This window comes from Pseudomonas baetica (assembly GCF_019733355.1).
GTDB classification, from domain to species: Bacteria; Pseudomonadota; Gammaproteobacteria; order Pseudomonadales; family Pseudomonadaceae; genus Aquipseudomonas; species Aquipseudomonas baetica_A.
This window is the reverse complement of sequence record NZ_JAIHLQ010000016.1, coordinates 1-18,075: the sequence shown is the minus strand read 5'-3', so window position 1 is coordinate 18,075 and position 18,075 is coordinate 1. Positions and strand designations below refer to the sequence as shown.

12 protein-coding genes are annotated in these 18,075 nt (G+C 60.4%); all 12 read left to right on the top strand.

Features of this window, described 5'->3' with window-relative positions; all coding sequences use genetic code 11:
- The first annotated feature begins 411 nt into the window (after nt 1-411).
- The 12 genes from glgA to K5E40_RS15785 all read left to right on the top strand — a co-directional run bounded on the left by glgA (nt 412) and on the right by K5E40_RS15785 (nt 17,441).
- Nucleotides 412-1,998 carry a glycogen synthase GlgA gene (gene glgA, locus K5E40_RS15840; protein WP_221731618.1) on the top strand — a complete coding sequence of 529 codons (1,587 nt, stop codon included), beginning with the start codon at nt 412-414 and terminating at the stop codon, nt 1,996-1,998.
- A 16-nt stretch (nt 1,999-2,014) separates the two neighbouring features.
- Nucleotides 2,015-3,817, top strand: coding sequence for a malto-oligosyltrehalose trehalohydrolase (gene treZ / locus K5E40_RS15835; protein WP_221731617.1), 1,803 nt, complete (start codon nt 2,015-2,017; stop codon nt 3,815-3,817).
- Entirely contained in the window at nt 3,814-5,892 is a 2,079-nt protein-coding gene (gene malQ, locus K5E40_RS15830; protein ID WP_221731616.1) for a 4-alpha-glucanotransferase, read from the top strand. Before treZ ends, malQ begins: the two co-directional genes overlap by 4 nt.
- Complete coding sequence (locus K5E40_RS15825) at nt 5,889-8,657, top strand: malto-oligosyltrehalose synthase (RefSeq protein ID WP_221731615.1); 2,769 nt, start codon at nt 5,889-5,891, stop codon at nt 8,655-8,657. Before malQ ends, K5E40_RS15825 begins: the two co-directional genes overlap by 4 nt.
- A 27-nt stretch (nt 8,658-8,684) precedes the next feature.
- Nucleotides 8,685-8,999 (top strand): DUF2934 domain-containing protein, encoded by a 315-nt coding sequence (locus tag K5E40_RS15820; protein ID WP_221731614.1) that lies wholly within the window; start codon nt 8,685-8,687, stop codon nt 8,997-8,999.
- A 125-nt stretch (nt 9,000-9,124) separates the two neighbouring features.
- A complete protein-coding gene (gene glgX, locus K5E40_RS15815) occupies nt 9,125-11,284 on the top strand; it encodes a glycogen debranching protein GlgX (protein ID WP_221731613.1) in 2,160 nt (719 codons plus the stop codon).
- Between the two features lies 1 nt (nt 11,285).
- Nucleotides 11,286-12,284 carry an acyl-CoA dehydrogenase gene (locus tag K5E40_RS15810; RefSeq protein ID WP_221731612.1) on the top strand — a complete coding sequence of 333 codons (999 nt, stop codon included), beginning with the start codon at nt 11,286-11,288 and terminating at the stop codon, nt 12,282-12,284.
- Nucleotides 12,281-13,039, top strand: coding sequence for a PIG-L deacetylase family protein (locus K5E40_RS15805; RefSeq protein ID WP_221731611.1), 759 nt, complete (start codon nt 12,281-12,283; stop codon nt 13,037-13,039). Before K5E40_RS15810 ends, K5E40_RS15805 begins: the two co-directional genes overlap by 4 nt.
- Nucleotides 13,036-13,635 carry an SAM-dependent methyltransferase gene (locus tag K5E40_RS15800; RefSeq protein WP_221731610.1) on the top strand — a complete coding sequence of 200 codons (600 nt, stop codon included), beginning with the start codon at nt 13,036-13,038 and terminating at the stop codon, nt 13,633-13,635. The genes K5E40_RS15805 and K5E40_RS15800 overlap by 4 nt, the downstream gene beginning before the upstream one ends.
- Complete coding sequence (locus K5E40_RS15795; RefSeq protein WP_221731609.1) at nt 13,632-14,288, top strand: glycosyltransferase family 2 protein; 657 nt, start codon at nt 13,632-13,634, stop codon at nt 14,286-14,288. The genes K5E40_RS15800 and K5E40_RS15795 overlap by 4 nt, the downstream gene beginning before the upstream one ends.
- Before the next feature lie 187 nt (nt 14,289-14,475).
- The gene (locus K5E40_RS15790; RefSeq protein WP_221731608.1) at nt 14,476-15,234 is read left to right on the top strand and encodes a PIG-L deacetylase family protein; all 759 of its coding nucleotides are present in this window, start codon (nt 14,476-14,478) and stop codon (nt 15,232-15,234) included.
- A gap of 248 nt (nt 15,235-15,482) precedes the next feature.
- The gene (locus tag K5E40_RS15785; protein ID WP_221731607.1) at nt 15,483-17,441 is read left to right on the top strand and encodes a hypothetical protein; all 1,959 of its coding nucleotides are present in this window, start codon (nt 15,483-15,485) and stop codon (nt 17,439-17,441) included.
- Nucleotides 17,442-18,075 lie beyond the last annotated feature (634 nt).

The following is an 18,075-nucleotide window of genomic DNA, read 5'->3' as shown; positions in this document are numbered from 1 at the left end:
TGACCGATCAGTCACTGTTTTAGCCCTTCCTCGCAAAAAAACCTGCACTTCGTCGGTGCGTTTGCCCTGCTTGATCACGGTTTTCATCAAAGGAAACCGATTGTCGAACAATTTACCCATTTGCTCTGGCCCGCTCTAGGATCTGGCCTAGACTGGTTTTCGCGGGGCAAAACCTGCCGGTCACAAACCCGCAAAATAATCGAAACTTTTGCTGTTGGCGGTGGGTCATCTGAAAGGCGGGGGAACGCGGCTGGTTCATTCCTTGCAGTGGCCTCTTCACCCATTCTGCTTGCGCGTGTCGGGTAGCGTTTGCTCAGCGATGCGTGGCGTGTTTGCGCCCGGCCACAGGACTTTGGCCATGGACATCGCTTGCTAAAGACAAGAATCAGATCAACAAAACGGGAGATTCATATGATCAGTGCGGCATTGGATATTCAGGGAGAACGTGCTCAGCAATCGGTAGGTGAATCGAGCACCGTCAGCGTTCCCGGCAGCCGATCGATCAACGCCCCCGGCACCAAGACGCTGGCTCCGGTAGCGAGTCAGAATCCCAACAAGAAAAAAGTGTTGTTCGTGACCTCGGAAATCGCCGACCTGGTGAAGACCGGCGGCCTGGGTGACGTTTCCGCCGCCCTGCCCCGTGCCATGGCACATCTGCACGATGTGCGCGTGCTGATCCCCGGCTACCCGCAAGTGATGCACAGCGAGAACCCGATTCACATCATCGGTGAACTCGGCGGCCATGCCGCGCTGCCACCGTGCAAGATCGGTCGCATGGACATGCCCGACGGGCTAGTGATCTACGTGTTGATCTGCCCCGAACTTTACGAGCGCGAAGGTTCGCCTTACGGCGCCAACAATGGTCGCGACTGGCCGGACAACCACATTCGCTTCGCCCGCTTAGGTCTGGCCGCTGCGGATATCGCCGCCAACCTTGCGCAGATCCACTGGCGCCCGGATCTGGTGCATGCCCATGACTGGCCGGCCGGCCTGGCGCCCGCTTATATGCATTGGCGCGGGCAACGCACGCCGACCCTTTTCACCATTCACAACCTTGCCTACCAAGGCGTAACCAGTCTGGGTTCCTGCCCGGAACTGGGCATTCCCAACCATGCCCTGCAACAGGAAGGCATGGAGTTCTACGGCAAGATGTCGTTCCTCAAGGCCGGTATGGCGTATTCGAGCCACATCACCACGGTCAGCGCCACTTACGCGCAGGAAATCACCACCCCGGACTTCGGTTGCGGCCTCGACGGTTTTCTTGCCGCCAAGACCCAACAAGGTTTGCTCAGCGGCATCCCCAACGGTATCGATGAAAGCTGGGATGCGGCCACCGATCCGCACCTGTTCGCACCTTTCGCCATTGGCGATTGGGAAGGCAAAGCGGTCAATGCCGCGCATGTTCGCGAGCTGTTTGGTCTGGATGACTGCGAAGGGCCGCTGTTCGCAGTTGTATCGCGCCTGGTTTACCAGAAAGGTCTGGATCTGACCGAAGCCGTCTCGGAGTTCATCGTGCAGAACGGCGGCCAGATCGCAATCATCGGTCGTGGCGAGCCGGAGGAAGAACAAGCCATGCGCGAACTGGCGCTGCGCTTTCCCGGCCAGATCGGCGTGCGTATCGGCTTCAACGAAACCGACGCCCGCCGGATGTTTGCCGGCAGTGATTTCCTGCTAATGCCATCGCGTTACGAGCCGTGCGGCCTGAGCCAGATGTACGCCCAGCGCTTCGGCTCGCTGCCGGTGGCGCGCAACACTGGCGGTCTGGCCGACACCATTGAGAACGGCGTCACCGGTTTCCTCTTCGACGAATCCACGGCAGACAGCTATCGCGAGGCCCTGAGCCGCGCATTCAAGGTGTTCGCCTTTCCGGAACTGCTCAACGCCATGCGTTGCCGAGCCATGGCCGCGCCTTTCAACTGGTGCAAAGCGGTTGAACCCTACGCTGAACTGTATGAACAACTGGTCGCCAAGGCGCTGGGTAAAGCCGTCCACAAATAATCAGGGAGTTTCAACGATGCCGTTACGGACCCAAGAGACCTGGCCCCACGGCGCAATCATGCTGGATGCCGAACACACGCAGTTCGCGCTATGGGCGCCGGATGCGTTTTACGTCAGTGTCGAACTCGAAGACGGACGTTCTGTGCCGATGCTGCCTCAGGCTGATGGCTGGTTTGTGATCCAGACACGCTGCCCGGCAGGCAGCCGTTACCGCTACAACATCGATGGCGAACTGGAGGTGCCGGACCCGGCCTCCAGAGCGCAGGATGGCGACCTCGACCGCCAAAGCGTGGTTGTCGACCCCCTCGCCTACCCATGGCAGCACAGTACCTGGCACGGCCGGCCCTGGAGCGAGGCGGTGATCTACGAGTTGCACGTTGGTGCGCTCGGCGGTTTCGCTGAAGTCGAGCAACATCTGGAACGGCTCGCCGCACTGGGCATCACGGCCATTGAGCTGATGCCGCTGGCGCAATTTCCGGGTGCGCGAAACTGGGGGTATGACGGTGTCCTGCCCTACGCGCCGCAAGCCTCCTACGGCACCCCGGAACAACTCAAACATTTGATCGACAGCGCCCACGGCCATGGCTTGGCAGTGATTCTGGATGTGGTCTACAACCACTTCGGCCCTGACGGCAATTACCTGCACCGCTACGCCAAAGGATTCTTTCGCGAAGACAAACACACGCCGTGGGGCGCAGCGATCGACTTCCGCCGTACCGAGGTACGTGATTTCTTCATCGAAAATGCGTTGATGTGGCTGCTCGAGTACCGTTTCGACGGCTTGCGCCTGGACGCGGTGCACGCCATAGACAGTCCGGATTTCCTCCCCGAACTGGCCCAACGGGTACGCCAGCAAATCGACCCGACTCGCCATGTCTGGCTGACCGTCGAAAACGAGCTGAACCAGTCGAGTCTGCTGGAAGAAAATTACGACGCGCAGTGGAATGACGACGGCCATAACGCCTTGCATGTGCTGCTGACCGGCGAAACCGACGCCTATTACGCCGACTATGCCCAGCAACCCACCGAGCAACTGGTGCGCTGTCTAAGCCAGGGTTTCGTGTTCCAGGGGCATATCACTCGCCACGGCGAACCCCGGGGTGAGCCGAGCGAGCATTTGCCCTCCACCGCGTTCGTGTTGTTTTTGCAGAACCACGACCAGATCGGCAACCGCGCCTTCGGCGAACGTCTGCATCAGCTTGCTGATCCGCGCGCGCTGCAAGCGGCAACGGTGTTGCTGCTGATGTCACCGATGATTCCACTGATGTTCATGGGCGACGAGTTTGCCGCTGAGCAGCCGTTCCTGTTCTTTACCAGCCATCACGACGAACTCGCGCAGTTGGTGCGCGAAGGGCGACGCAACGAGTTTGCCGCGTTCAGCGCCTTCACCGACCCACACAAGCGCGAGCAAATCCCCGATCCCAACGCCTTGCAAACCTTCCACGCTTCACAGCCACGCTTGACAGGCAACGGCACCGCCAAACAGCAGGAAACCCTCGCGCTGTATCGGCAACTCCTGCAATTGCGCCATCAGTCCATCATTCCCAACCTTCCCGGCACGCAAGCGCTGGGCGCGCACATGCTCGGCCACGGCGCCGTCAGCGCACGCTGGCGCTTGGGCAATGGCAGCGAACTGCGAATTGACCTGAACCTCAGCAATACGGCGGTGGTCAACCCTCCACGAACCGACGCGGTGTGGCTGTTTCAACAGCCAAGTGCCGTCGGGTTATCGGATGAGGGCCTGCTGCCCCCGTATTGCGCGCTCGTCAGCCTCACGGCCGCAACCCCTTTGCAACCTCTGGATGGAGAGCGCCTATGAGCGATGCGCAACTGGAAATTCTTGCAAGCCGCGCCGGCCTTGCCGTCGACTGGATCGACGCCAACGGCCGCCCGCAAAAAGTCGCTCCGGCGGTGTTGCGCAATGTCCTGATCGGGCTCGGCCACCCAGCCAGTACGACGCAGGAAATCGACGCCAGCCTGCTTGAACTGCAACAAGTCCAGCAAGACCGCCACCTGCCACCGCTGCTGACCGCCGATGTCGGCGCTGGCGTTGATCTGGCGCGCTATTTTGCACCTCAAACCCCTTGTGAGATTCACCTCGAAGACGGTTCGCGACTGAACCTGAAACTGGATGCGCAAGCGATACTGCCCGGGCTGATTCCGGTTGGTTATCAGCAAGTGCACATCGGCGATCAATACTTCACGCTGGCCGTGGCGCCTGAACGCTGCTTCAGCGTCGGCGATGCGGTGGACAACCCGATCCCGCGTGTGTGGGGCCTGAGCGTGCAGCTGTATTCGTTGCGCCGCCCCGGTGACGGCGGCTTCGGCGACACTCAAGCCTTGGAAGACCTCGCTCGAGTGGCAGGCGAACGCGGTGCCGAGGCCTTGGCGATCAGCCCGCTGCACGCGATGTTCAGCGCCGACACCGGCCGTTACAGTCCTTACTCGCCGTCCAGTCGTCTGTTCCTCAACGCCCTATACGCCGCGCCGGGAGCGATTCTCGGCGAACGCGCCTTGCGTGATGCCATCGACGCCGCGGGCCTGGCAGAGCAATTTACGCAACTGCAAGACCTGAAACTGATCGACTGGCCAACCGCCGCCGACGCCAAACTGCAATTGCTGCAAGCGCTGTACGAAGGCTTCGTTGCCGGTGATCACCCGCTGCATCCGGACTTCACCAGTTTCCGTCATGCCGGTGGCGAAGCGCTGGAAAACCACTGCCGCTTTGAAGCGATCCAGGAAATGCGCGCCGCCCGTGGCGAAAGCCTCGACTGGCGCGAATGGCCCGAGCATTGGCACGACCCGCGCGGCGCTGCCCTGGAAGCCTTTGCCGAGGAATACGCCGAACGCATCGCTTACTTCGCGTTCTGCCAATGGCTGATTCATCGCTGCCTGCAGCGTGCGCAAACCGCCGCCCGCAGCGCCGGCATGGGCATCGGCCTGATCGCTGACCTTGCGGTGGGTGCCGATGGCGCCGGCAGCCAAGCCTGGAGTTTTCAGGATGAACTGCTCGCTTCACTGACCGTGGGTGCGCCGCCCGATATCCTCAATCGCGCCGGACAAGGCTGGGGGATTTCAGCGTTTTCCCCCGAAGGCCTGATCCGCAATGGCTTTCGTGCATTCATCGAGATGCTGCGCGCCAATTTCGCCCATGCTGGCGGCCTGCGCATTGATCATGTGATGGGCCTGCAACGTCTGTGGGTGATCCCCAACGGTGCGGCGCCGGCCGACGGCGCGTACCTGTATTACCCGGTCGACGATCTGCTGCGCTTGCTGACCCTCGAATCCCATCGCCATCAAGCGATCGTCCTCGGCGAAGACCTCGGCACCGTGCCGGAGGGGCTCCAGGAAAAACTCATCGCCCGCTCGATACTGGGCATGCGCGTGCTGCTGTTCGAACAGGACAACACGCGTTTCAAACCGATCCTCGACTGGCCGGACAATGCGCTGGCCACTACCAGCACCCATGACCTGCCGACACTCAACGGCTGGTGGCATGGCCGCGATATCGACTGGAATGCGCGATTGGGCTTTGTCGATGCCAATGGCGAAATCGAATGGCGTCATCACCGTCAACGTGAGCGCGAAGGCCTGCGCAGCGCGTTGAGCCAAGACCCGCAGAATTTTCGAGAGGAATCCCACGAGGCCGACCAAGTGATCGATGCCAGTGTGCGTTTCCTCGGCCATACCCGCGCACCGCTGGTGTTGCTGCCTCTGGAAGATGCGCTGGGCATCAATGAGCAGGCGAACTTGCCCGGCACAATCGATACCCACCCGAACTGGTCGCGGCGCTTGCCCGGCAACAGCGAAACGTTGCTCGATGGCGCTGACGCCGCGCGACGGTTGGAACTCCTAGCGTGCGCGCGCCTTCAGGCTGCCGAGCGTGACCAATGAATCAAACGCTCATCCAACCGCTACGCGCCACCCTGCGACTGCAATTTCACAAAGGTTTTACCCTTGAACACGCGGTGCCCCTGGTGCCGTATTTCGCCCGGCTCGGCATCAGCCATATTTACGCTTCGCCGCTGCTCGCCGCGCGGGCAGGCTCCATGCACGGTTACGACGTGGTCGACCCGACGCAAGTGAACCCGGAACTGGGCGGCGAACCGGCCCTGCGGCACTTGGTCAGCACCTTGCGTGAACACAATATGGGGTTGATCCTCGACATCGTGTCCAATCACATGGCCGTCGGTGGCAGCGACAACCCGTGGTGGCTGGACCTGCTGGAATGGGGACGGTTGAGTCCCTATGGAGAATTTTTCGACATTCAATGGCACTCGCCTGACCCGTTGATGGAAGGCCAGTTGCTGCTGCCGTTTCTGGGCAGCGATTACGGCGTCGCGTTGCAGGAAGGCACCCTGAAGCTGCATTTCAACGCACAAACCGGCAGCTTCCACGTTGAGCATTACGACCATCACTTCCCGATCTGCCCGAATGATTACGGCGAGTTGCTCAAGTCTGATGAAACACTGAAAACCCTCGCGGATCGTTTCAGTGCCCTCAGCTATCAAACCGACGCCCATTCGCTGGCGGCTCCACTCAAGGAAGAGTTGCAACAGCGAGCGAGTGACCCGCGGATACTGGCAGCCATCCACAGCCATCTGGCGCATTACGACTCCACCACCGAAGAAGGCTTTCACAAGCTGCATGAGTTGCTGGAACGCCAGAGTTATCGCCTGGCCAGTTGGCGCACCGCCGCGGATGACATCAACTGGCGGCGTTTTTTCGACATCAACGAGCTCGGTGGTTTGCGTGTCGAACGGCCGGCCGTGTTCGAGGCCACCCACGGCAAAATCTTCCAGTTGGTCGCCGAGGGGTTGGTCGACGGCTTGCGCATCGACCACATCGACGGCCTCGCCGACCCACGCGGTTATTGCCGCAAGCTGCGCCGACGTCTGGATCGGTTGGCGCCGGGAAGGCATTTGCCAATCTACGTCGAGAAGATCCTGGGCGCCGGCGAAACCCTGCGCCGCGACTGGGCAGTGGACGGCACCACCGGTTATGAGTTCATGAATCAGTTGTCCCTGCTGCAACACGATCCGGATGGCGAACATGTGCTCGGTGAGCTGTGGCAGCGGCGCACCGAACGCCCGGCTGCGTTTATCGAAGAGGCGCAGCTGGCCCGTCAGCAGATCCTCAACGGTTCGCTGGCCAGCGATTGCGAAAGCGTCGCTCAGGCGTTGCTGCAAGTGGCCCGTGATGACCTGATGACCCGCGACTTGACCCTCGGCGCAATCCGCCGGGTCTTGCAGGCGTTGATCGTGCATTTCCCGGTGTATCGCACCTACATCAGCGCGATGGGTCGTTCGGCGCAAGACGATGAAATTTTCCAGCACGCCATGGACGGTGCCCGGCAGACACTGGGCGAAGGCGACTGGCCGGTGCTCGACTGCGTGGCGGCATGGCTCGGTGGCACGCCGTGGCGACGCAAACCCCGCGGGCGCTCGCGCAAAATCCTCAAGCATGCCTGCGTACGCTTTCAACAACTGACGTCACCGGCAGCGGCCAAAGCCGTGGAAGACACTGCGCTGTACCGCTCCGCCGTGCTGCTGTCGCGCAATGACGTTGGCTACAACACCGAACAGTTCAGCGCGCCAGTCAGCGATTTCCATGCAATCAATCAGCAACGCCTGACCGAGTTTCCCGACAACCTGCTGGCCACCGCCACCCACGATCACAAACGCGGCGAAGACACCCGCGCACGCCTCGCGGTGCTGAGCGAGCGCAGCCACTGGTACGCCGAACAGATCGAGTTGTGGCGCGCCCTCGCCCGCCCGGTGCGCCTTGATGATCAAATGCCGTCGACCGGCGACGAACTGATCCTCTACCAGGCGCTGATCGGTAGTTGGCCGCTGGATTTACAGGATGACGATCAGGCCGGTTTCGCCGACTACGCCAAACGCATCTGGCAGTGGCAACAGAAAGCTCTGCGCGAGGCCAAGCTGCAAAGCAGTTGGAGCGCGCCCAACGAAGCCTATGAAAACGCCACGCAGGCGTTCACCGAAAAACTGCTGACCGGCGATGAAGGTGAGTGGCTGCGCGCTGCACTGAGCAAGACCGTCAACAGCATCGCTGCTGCCGGCGCGCTCAACGGCTTGGCGCAAACCTTGCTGCACATGACGGTACCGGGAGTGCCGGATCTGTATCAAGGCAACGAGTTCTGGGACTTCAGCCTGGTTGATCCGGATAACCGTCGGCCGGTGGATTACGCCGCTCGCGAGCACGCCTTGCAGGCACAAGTGCCGACATCGCAATGCCTAGCGAACTGGCGTGACGGGCGCATCAAGCAAGCCTTGATCGCTCAAGTGCTGAACCTGCGCGCTGAACACGCTGAGCTGTTTCGGCGTGGCTCGTACCAGGCCCTTGAGGTACTGGGCAGCCAGGCGCACAACGTACTCGCGTTTGCCCGCGAGCATGAGGACAGGCAGGCCATCGTGATCGTGCCGATCCGTTGCGCAACACTGCTGGAAAACAGTGCTGTACCTCAGGTCGATGCGCTGCGCTGGGGCGACACTCGGGTGGTTTTACCGTTCGCCGCCTCTGACGCAAACCTGAAGGGACTTTTTTCAAGCAGCGCAGTCACAAAAAACAGGGAGCTGAATGTCAGCGACGCGCTGGGGGATGTCCCGGTGAATCTCTTTATCCAACACTTAACGTAAGCACGAGTTCAGTTCAGGAGCATTACGATGAGCACCGACGATAAACGCATCCGCGAATTCGCCTATCAGATCTGGGAATCCGAAGGTAAACCCGAAGGTCATGAAGCGCGTCACTGGGAGATGGCGCGTAAATTGGCCGAGGCTGAAGCGCTGGCACCGAAGAAATCGCCGAAAGCTGCCGGCAGTAAGACTGCTACCAAGACCGCTGAGGTGAAAGCTCCGGCAGCCAAGCCCAAAGCGCCGGCCAAAGCCAAGCCATCGAGCGCCGCAAAAGTCGTCCCGCCGGGCGAAAAAACCGCTGAGAAAAAGCCGCGCGCACCGCGCAAGCCTCCGGCGAACTGACGCTCTCCCGATTATTGAACTGAATGAACGTGTGGCGGGCTTGCTCGCCACCGAGGGGGCGTTCGCCCTCAAGAAACAAGCCCCCCTGTTTCAGCCCAGAATTCATCCGTTTTGCAGGAGCAATCATGACCCATCCAAAGAAAGCCGAGCCCGCACAGCACGCCGAACCCTCAAGAATCCGCGAAGGCCTGCCCTTCCCGCTCGGCGCGACCTGGGATGGTTTGGGGGTGAACTTTGCCCTGTTCTCCGCCAACGCCACCAAAGTTGAACTGTGCATTTTCGATGATGCCGGTGAAGTCGAGCTCGAACGCATCGAACTGCCGGAATACACCGACGAGATCTACCACGGCTACTTGCCCGACGCACATCCGGGACTGATCTACGGCTACCGTGTCTACGGCGCATATGACCCGGCCAACGGCCACCGCTTCAACCACAACAAGTTGCTCATCGACCCGTACGCCAAACAGCTGGTCGGTGAACTCAAGTGGTCGGAGGCGCTATTTGGCTACACCATCGGCCACCCCGACGCCGACCTCAGCTTCGATGAACGCGACAGCGCCCCCTTCGTGCCCAAGTGCAAAGTCATCGACCCGGCGCACACCTGGGGCAACGACCAGCGCGTCAGCGTGCCGTGGGACAAGACCATTATTTATGAGACCCACGTGCGCGGCATCAGCATGCGGCACCCCTCGGTTCCGGAAATCGTACGCGGCACTTTCGCCGGACTGATGAACGACGATGTGCTCAAGCACATTCGCAGTGTCGGGGTTTCGACCGTTGAGCTTTTGCCGATCCACGCGTTCGTCAATGACCAGCACCTGCTGCACAAGGGCATGACCAATTACTGGGGCTACAACAGCATCGCGTTTTTCGCTCCCGACCCGCGCTATCTGGCCAGCGGCAAGATCGCCGAATTCAAGGAGATGGTCGCGCACCTGCACGAAGCCAATCTCGAAGTGATCCTTGACGTGGTCTACAACCACACCGCCGAGGGCAACGAACAAGGCCCGACCCTGTCGATGCGCGGCATCGACAACGCCTCCTACTACCGCTTGATGCCGGATGACAAACGCTTCTACATCAACGATTCCGGCACCGGCAACACGCTGGATCTGAGCCACCCGTGCGTGCTGCAAATGGTCACCGACTCGCTGCGCTACTGGGCCAGCGAAATGCATGTCGACGGTTTCCGCTTCGATCTGGCGACCATTCTCGGCCGCTATCACGACGGTTTCGACGAGCGTCACAGCTTCCTTGTTGCCTGCCGCCAGGACCCGGTGCTGCGTCAGGTAAAAATGATCGCCGAGCCCTGGGATTGTGGCCCCGGAGGCTATCAGGTCGGCAAATTCCCGCCGGGCTGGGTCGAGTGGAACGACAAGTTCCGCGACACCGTGCGTGCATTCTGGAAAGGTGACGACGGCCAGGTGGCCGACTTCGCCAGCCGCATGACCGCTTCGGGCGAGATGTTCAACCAGCGCGGACGACGGCCGTATTCGTCGGTGAACTTCATCACCGCTCACGACGGTTTCACCCTCAACGATCTGGTGTCGTACAACGACAAACACAACGAAGCCAACGACGAGAATAATCAGGACGGCAGCAACAATAATCTGTCGTGGAACCACGGCGTCGAAGGCCCGACTGACGACCCTGACATCAACGCCCTGCGCCACCGGCAGATGCGCAACTTCTTCGCCACACTGCTGCTGGCCCAAGGCACGCCGATGATCGTTGCCGGTGACGAATTCGCCCGAACCCAGGACGGCAATAACAACGCCTATTGCCAGGACAGCGAGATCGGCTGGGTCAACTGGGACCTGAGCGAAGACGGGCAAGCGCTGCTCAAATTCGTCAAACGTCTGATCAAGCTGCGTCTGGCGTATCCGATCCTGCGCCGTGGACGTTTTCTGGTCGGCGAGTACAACGAGGACATCGGCGTCAAAGACGTGACCTGGCTCGCGCCGGACGCCACCGAGATGACCACCGAGCATTGGCACGACGCACACAACCGCTGCCTGGGCATGCTGCTCGATGGCCGCGCACAGGAAACCGGCATCCGTCGCAAAGGTGCCGATGCGACGCTGCTATTGGTGGTCAACGCGCACCACGACATCGTCAACTTCACCTTGCCGGAGGTTCCTGAGGGCAGTTTCTGGACGTGCATGGTCGATACCAATCAACCGTCGATTCGTGGCCAGGAACGCTTCGAGTTCGGTCATGAATACTCGGTCACTGGCCGTTCACTGCTGCTGTTTGAATTGCAACGCGAAGAAGAAGACTGACATGGACTTGCAACGCTATCTCGCTCGCCGTCCGCCGGACTACGCAGACACTGTCTCGCTCGGCCTGTGCCTGCGGGCGATGGTAGAGGCCGGGCTGGACCGATTGCCGTTACCCGGCAGCGGCAGCACGCTGGAGCGATTTCAGCGTCTGGCCGATGTTGGTGGGCATGATCTGGGTTTGTGCAAACTTTACGAGGGCCACACCGACGCGTTAGCGATCATCGAGCAACTGGGAGGCGCGCCAACGCCCGGCAGCACGTGGGGCATGTGGGCGGCAGAACCGCCGCAAGCGCGGGTGCAGGTGCGACCCGCCGGGCATATGGTGGAGCTCAACGGCCGCAAGGCCTGGTGTTCCGGCGCGGCGGTACTCAGCCATGCGCTGCTCACCGCGTGGGACGCTGATGATCAGCAGCAACTGGTTGCCGTGGCCCTCGATCAACCCGGCGTGACCATCACCGATCAAGGTTGGCAGGCTGTGGGCATGGGCGCCACGGGCAGTGTCGAGGTGCTGTTCGACGGCGCCGAAGCTCAAGCCATCGGCAATCCCGGCGATTACCTGCAACGGCTAGGTTTCTGGCAAGGCGGGATCGGCATTGCTGCCTGCTGGTACGGCGCCGGGCGGCAGATTGCCGAACGCCTGCGCCAGGCATGTGCGCAACGGCAGGAGCCGCATGCCCTTGCCCACCTGGGCGCGGTCGATAGCACCTTGCAAGCAGCCGCCGATGTCTTGCGTTTCAGCGCCCTGCACATCGACGCGCATCCGCAAGCCGATACCCAACTGCTGGCCCGGCGTGCCCGGGCCGTGGTTGAACAGTCGGTCGAGCAGGTGATTCGCGAAGTCGGCCGTGCCTTGGGGGCCGGGCCATATTGCAAGGATCGGCACTTCGCCCGACTGATCGCCGACTTGCCGGTGTTCCTGCGCCAAAGCCACGCCGAACGGGACCTCGCCGCCCTCGGCCACATGGTTGCCGCGCTACCTGACGGAGCATGGGCGCTATGAAAACCAATCCCATCGTCGGCCAAGGCACGTCGTTGCAGCAATGGCAGAGTTCACAGCATCTGGCCGATATGGAAAGCATCAACATCCTCAGTCTGGTGCCTCCGGGTGCTCGCGCGGTGATTGTCGCGCCGCACCCGGACGATGAAGTGCTGGGCTGCGGCGGCCTGCTGCAAGTGCTCGCCGCTGCCGGCCGCTCGTTACAACTGATCTCGGTCACCGACGGCAGCGCCAGCCACCCTGGCTCCACGCGCTGGCCGGTGGAGCGCCTGAGTGTGATCCGGCCACAGGAGTCCGCCGAAGCGCTGCGGCGCCTCGGCCTGCCGATGCATCGTTTGAAATGGCTGCGCGGCGGTTTCAGCGACACGCAGGTGGCGGCGCGAGAATCCGAGCTGAGCGGCTTTATCGAACGCCATCTACATCCCACCGATGTGCTCTTCACCACTTGGAGCGAGGACGGTCATTGCGACCACGAAGCCGTCGGCCGCGCCAGCGCTGAAGCGGCGCGCAGAGTCGGCGCGACGTGCCACGAACTGCCCGTATGGACGTGGCACTGGGCAACGCCTGAAGACGCTCTGGTGCCCTGGCAACGGGCGCGCAAAATTCTCCTTTCACCGGCTCAAATCGCTCGAAAACGCCACGCCGTCCATGCCTTTGCCAGCCAGTTGGAGGGTGACCCTGAGGCAGGGCTCGCGCCGGTACTGGCGCCCTATGTGCTTGACCGCTTACTGCAACCTTTCGAGGTGGTATTCCTATGAGCGTCGAAGATCGCTATTTCGAAGGGCTGTTCGCCGGCAACGATGACCCATGGGCATTTCGTCAGCGCTGGTACGAACAGCGCAAACGGGCGATCACCCTCGCCGCGTTGCCTCGTGCACACTATCGGGCGATCTTCGAACCGGGCTGCGCCAATGGCGAACTGAGCGCCGAACTGGCGGCGCGCTGTGACCGACTGTTGTGTTGCGACACCGCCAGCGCGGCAGTGAAACTGGCACGAACCCGTTTAAGCCTTTTTGACCACGCCCAAGTGCGTCAAAACCGTCTGCCCGGTGACTGGCCCCAGGAAAAATTCGACCTGATTGTATTTAGCGAAATCGGCTACTACCTCGACGCCAAGGATCTGACAGAAGTGATTCGCCGGATCAGTGAATCCCTGACCGCCGACGGCCAACTCCTCGCTTGTCACTGGCGCCCGCCCATCGAGGGCTGCCCGCTGAACGCCCGACAGGTTCACGACCTGATCCACGAACAATTGCATTGGCCGCGCTTGGTGCTGCATCAGGAGGCTGATTTCATTCTTGAAGTGTGGAGCCGCGAACCGCGCTCGGTGGCGGCGCTGGAGGGTTTGCGATGATTGGCATTTTGATCCCGGCGCACAACGAAGAAGACCTGCTCGATGAATGCCTGAGCGCGGCCATGCGCGCCAGCCGGCACGGTTTGCTGGCCGGTGAGCGGGTCGAAGTGTTGGTGGTGCTCGACAGTTGCACCGACCGCTCGGCGCAGATTGTCAGCGGTTATCCGGTGCTGAGCCTGAGTATCGAGGCGCGCAATGTCGGTCGGGCCCGCGCCGTCGGCGCTCAGGTGCTGCTGGAGCGCGGGGCACGCTGGATCTCCTGCTCGGACGCCGACAGCCGCGTCGCCGATGACTGGCTGGTGGCGCAAATCGGGCTGGGCGCAGATGCGGTGTGCGGCACAGTCACCGTGGAGCACTGGCATGAATCGTTCGATGAGGCGGCGCAAATTCGCTATCACCGCCACTATCGGGCCAGTGAGGGCCATCGGCATATTCACGGCGCCAATCTGGGCGTCAGCGCTGATGCCTATCGGTGGGCCGGAGGCTTTAAACCGCTGGCGTGCGACGAAGATGTGCACCTGGTGCGGGATCTGGAACTGGCCGGTGCGAACATCGCCTGGAGCCATCGTCCGCAAGTCCACACCAGCGCTCGTTTCGACAGCCGGGCCCGGGGTGGATTTGGCGACTACTTGCGAAACCTGGCACAGATGTAATAAAAAAAACCGTATCAGATTGATCTGTGACGCGACGAACGTCACTTCATGAGCAATACTCTGCTGCGCGGCAATCCAGGGTTCGGAGCGTCGCATGGCAATCAACCAGCCTTCACGGGTCGGCCGCGTCACAGGTTTATGGCTGTGGGCACGATTGAGGGCGAAACAACACAAGGACGTCGCACCCATGAAACCGTTATCGCTCATCGAAAACAGCCCGTCGGCGCAAATCTGGAACAGCGCCCCGCAACTGCACAACGTTCCCGTCATCAACACCCGCAGCCTGGTGCCACCTGGTGCCCGCGCCGTGGTGATCGCCCCGCATCCCGGCGATGAGGTGGTGACGTGCGGTGGCCTGCTGCAATTACTCTCAAGCCTCGGTCATCCGCTGCAACTGCTCTCGATCACCGACGGCAGCGCCAGCCATCCCGGTTCACGACAATGGTCGGAAAAACGCCTGAGCGTGTTCCGCCCGCAGGAAAGCGTTGAAGCATTGCGCCGCCTCGGTTTACCGATGCACAGCCTGAAATGGGTACGCGGCGGTTTCACCGACAACGCACTGAGCGATCAGCACAGCCAATTGGCGGAGTTCATCGGCCGTTACCTGCGCCCCGGCGACGTGGTGTTCAGTACCTGGCGCGGCGATGGCAACGACGATCATGAGGCAGTCGGACGTGCCGCCGCAGCGGCCGCCGAACTGGCCGGGGCGAGCTTCCACGATGTACCGGTCTGGGCGTGGCACTGGCCGGAGCGTGATCAGAAGCGGATCCCTTGGGATCGCGCACGCAAGCTGCGCCTCGACACCTGGACCGTGGCGCGCAAAAGCCACGCCACCCACGCCTACGCCAGCCAGCTCAAAGGCGAACCGGCGATTGGCATAGCGCCAATGCTGCCACCGGTGATTCTGGAACGGATGCGATTGCCCTACGAGATCGTGTTCGTCTGATCCCACGTCAACCATCAAAATCCCTATGCGAGTGGCTCGCTCGCGAGAGGCTTGGGTCAGTGAACTTCGTGATTGACTGAAACGGCCCTTTCGCAAGCAAATCCGTTGATAGCGGGCTAATGACTTCCCCCAATCGCCGACCGTTCATCGGATATTGCTCTGCACCTGTCAGAACTGACAGGTGTGCATTCCAACAACTCCATATTTAATCACTCCGTCGCCCCTACCTATCGACTGGAGTTTCTCTTATGTCTACCAAGACTGATCAAACCCCGACCCCGCAAGCCCTCAAATCGTTGTACTTTCCGACGGTGGTTACACTGAATCCTACCGAGCACTACGCTGGCGGCATTCCCATCAGGGCCGTGGACGGTGACCTGCAAGGTATCGTTCGCGCCTGGGGCGAAATGGCCATCGGCGATAACGTCGAGGTGTACTGGGGCGACGATAAAAACCCGATCTGGAGCAAGGACATTCTCTACGACTACGAACTCAATCAAGATGTATCTTTCACCATTGCCAATACCCAGGTACATGAGGGCGATGCCACGAAGGTGTTCTACCGGGTCAGCAAACAAAATCAGACGCCGGAATATTCCAAGCCACAGTTGACTTACCTGGTCAAGCTCACACGCCCCGGCGAGTGCAACGACATTCCCGGCGAAGACGGCCACTCCGACCTCAAGTTTTCCCTCGACTATTCCGAGGTCGGCGAAACCCTGCCGGTTGAAGGTGTGACGATGAGCATCGTGCCCTACCGCAACCTGACCAAATACGACCGCATCCTCGCCCGCTGGGGCAGCCAGCAGGTCATTCATGTCGTCAGCCCGGAGCAGGCTCAAGACCCGGTCAGCAACCCGATCAAGATAGTCTTCAGCCGGGCCGTGATCGAGGCGGCGGGGGACGGCTCACGCGTGGCTATCGCTTATCAGCCCATCGATCGTTGCGGCAATTACCCGGACAAGCGCGCGCCGTGGTCTGCGGTGAGTTATGTGTTGGTTGACCTGGGTCGCAATCAGTTGGAGGAGCCACAGGTGTTGGTGAAAGGCCGGCCCACCACCAATATCGATCTCGATCAACTCGGGGAGGACGATGTGGTGGCTCGTGTGATTGCCACGAAGACTGATTTTGAGGTGGGTGACACCGTGGTGCTGACGTGGGTAGGCACTACGGCGCAAGGCCCGCAGATCATCGTCGGGCCACTTGAGTTACCCGTCGAAACCGTGTCCTTTAGTCTCGACTTCCGTATTCCCAATGCATCAGTCAGAGCCATCGCCATGAGCGATGCCTCGGTGAGCTACGTGCGTCGGCGCACTGGAGTCGCCGACCGCCCGTCGCTAAACGCGAGCGTCAAGGTGACGGGCGAGATCAGCCAGTTGCGTGCGCCTACCGTAGACGAAGCCCCCGGCGGAACCTTGCCGCCCGACACCACCTGGGCGACCGTGAATATTCCGTGGTACGCCGGTCGCAACAGCAGCGACCTAGTGAACCTGATCTGGCAGGCACCGGTCCCGGGCGGAGGCACCGTTTATTACGAAGATGCTCAACTGACGGGCAACGTACCGGAGAATGCGCCGATCCGGCGCAGTGTGAGCAACGCCGAAATCCAGCGTTTCAAAGGCCTGAATGTCAAGGTCTACTACGTCGTCACCAACAGCGAAACCACATTGCTGAGCGTGCGCGAATCGCTTCCGTTCATGATGCAGGTCGGCGTAGCGCTGCCCACCTTCGACCGACCTGAAGTCGAAGGCGCCGACGACAATGACGCGCGCAACTTGACAGTGATGTCAACTGTAACTGAAGATTTTGAGAGTCTCACTGACGGTAGATACGAGCAAGGGCATGTTTTTACTCTACCGCACTTATCAATAACCGTACTGATCAGCACGGTAAATATCAATAGTACATACCCACAACCGCCATATATTACGGGGCGGTATGTCTACTTACGCAGCAGCGGTAAAAGTGCGAGATTTGATTTGAACAGTGCATGGAATAAAATAGAATTTGGTTGCGCACCAGCCAACGAATTTGGCTTGAAAGGGTTAATTTCGTTTTACGATGAGCAAAATGATTTCATCGAAAGTGTATCTTTTGACCCCGCGTCTAAATTTTTTACCTATCCAGCACCTGCCGGAAAAAAAATAAAGAGATTTGACCTCGAATCTTATCAACTACTCATAGACAACCTTGTCCTTTCCAATTAATGAATAACGCAAATGTAAAAAGAGGAGGCATTTATTCGCCACTGAACAAGCAACTAGATTAAAGATCATAGCCTGCGGCAGCTCCTAATAAACGGGTGAGCTGCCCCGGGTTGCGACCTTTTTCTTTAAAAACTAACGTTTAAATAACACGGCAAGACTAGTAATCAGGCTACACATTCTTGCGTCATTGCCCACAGCTACACCAGACTCGGCCGGCCTGTGTGCCTTGGGACGGGTTTAGCCGCCCGGCGATTTTCAAGGCGCGCGAGCAGCGCCATTACGTTATGCCGGCTTTGCGTGGGGCACTTCGGTGCGCTGGGATCCTTAAGCCTGGTCTGCTCACCCGCGTACAGCCGCCACCTCTTCGTTTACTTGTGTTTTTTGACATTGCCATCCACGACCACTCGTCGGAATACCTTGCGCACCTGTCAGATCTGACAGGTGCGTCCTTCCCGCAATCGGCGTTCAATCTCTCCAGTCCCCTTCTCGACCGGAGTCGCCCCCCATGTCCGCCAATGACCAACCCGATGACAACCAGACGTTGATCCTCAAGGAACTCGACATCCCCGGTCGCACCGGCCCGATATCCGAGAATCCGGACGTGTATGGCATCAACCTGGCCGCCGCGCAGGAC

Bases quoted from the DNA above. Each gene is read 5' to 3' on its own strand.
- glgA (WP_221731618.1), top strand. From the start codon at position 412: ATGATCAGTGCGGCATTGGATATTCAGGGAGAACGTGCTCAGCAATCG.
- K5E40_RS15800 (WP_221731610.1), top strand. From the start codon at position 13,036: ATGAGCGTCGAAGATCGCTATTTCGAAGGGCTGTTCGCCGGCAACGAT.
- K5E40_RS15805 (WP_221731611.1), top strand. From the start codon at position 12,281: ATGAAAACCAATCCCATCGTCGGCCAAGGCACGTCGTTGCAGCAATGG.
- malQ (WP_221731616.1), top strand. From the start codon at position 3,814: ATGAGCGATGCGCAACTGGAAATTCTTGCAAGCCGCGCCGGCCTTGCC.
- K5E40_RS15810 (WP_221731612.1), top strand. From the start codon at position 11,286: ATGGACTTGCAACGCTATCTCGCTCGCCGTCCGCCGGACTACGCAGAC.
- K5E40_RS15795 (WP_221731609.1), top strand. From the start codon at position 13,632: ATGATTGGCATTTTGATCCCGGCGCACAACGAAGAAGACCTGCTCGAT.
- K5E40_RS15785 (WP_221731607.1), top strand. From the start codon at position 15,483: ATGTCTACCAAGACTGATCAAACCCCGACCCCGCAAGCCCTCAAATCG.
- glgX (WP_221731613.1), top strand. From the start codon at position 9,125: ATGACCCATCCAAAGAAAGCCGAGCCCGCACAGCACGCCGAACCCTCA.
- K5E40_RS15820 (WP_221731614.1), top strand. From the start codon at position 8,685: ATGAGCACCGACGATAAACGCATCCGCGAATTCGCCTATCAGATCTGG.
- K5E40_RS15825 (WP_221731615.1), top strand. From the start codon at position 5,889: ATGAATCAAACGCTCATCCAACCGCTACGCGCCACCCTGCGACTGCAA.
- treZ (WP_221731617.1), top strand. From the start codon at position 2,015: ATGCCGTTACGGACCCAAGAGACCTGGCCCCACGGCGCAATCATGCTG.
- K5E40_RS15790 (WP_221731608.1), top strand. From the start codon at position 14,476: ATGAAACCGTTATCGCTCATCGAAAACAGCCCGTCGGCGCAAATCTGG.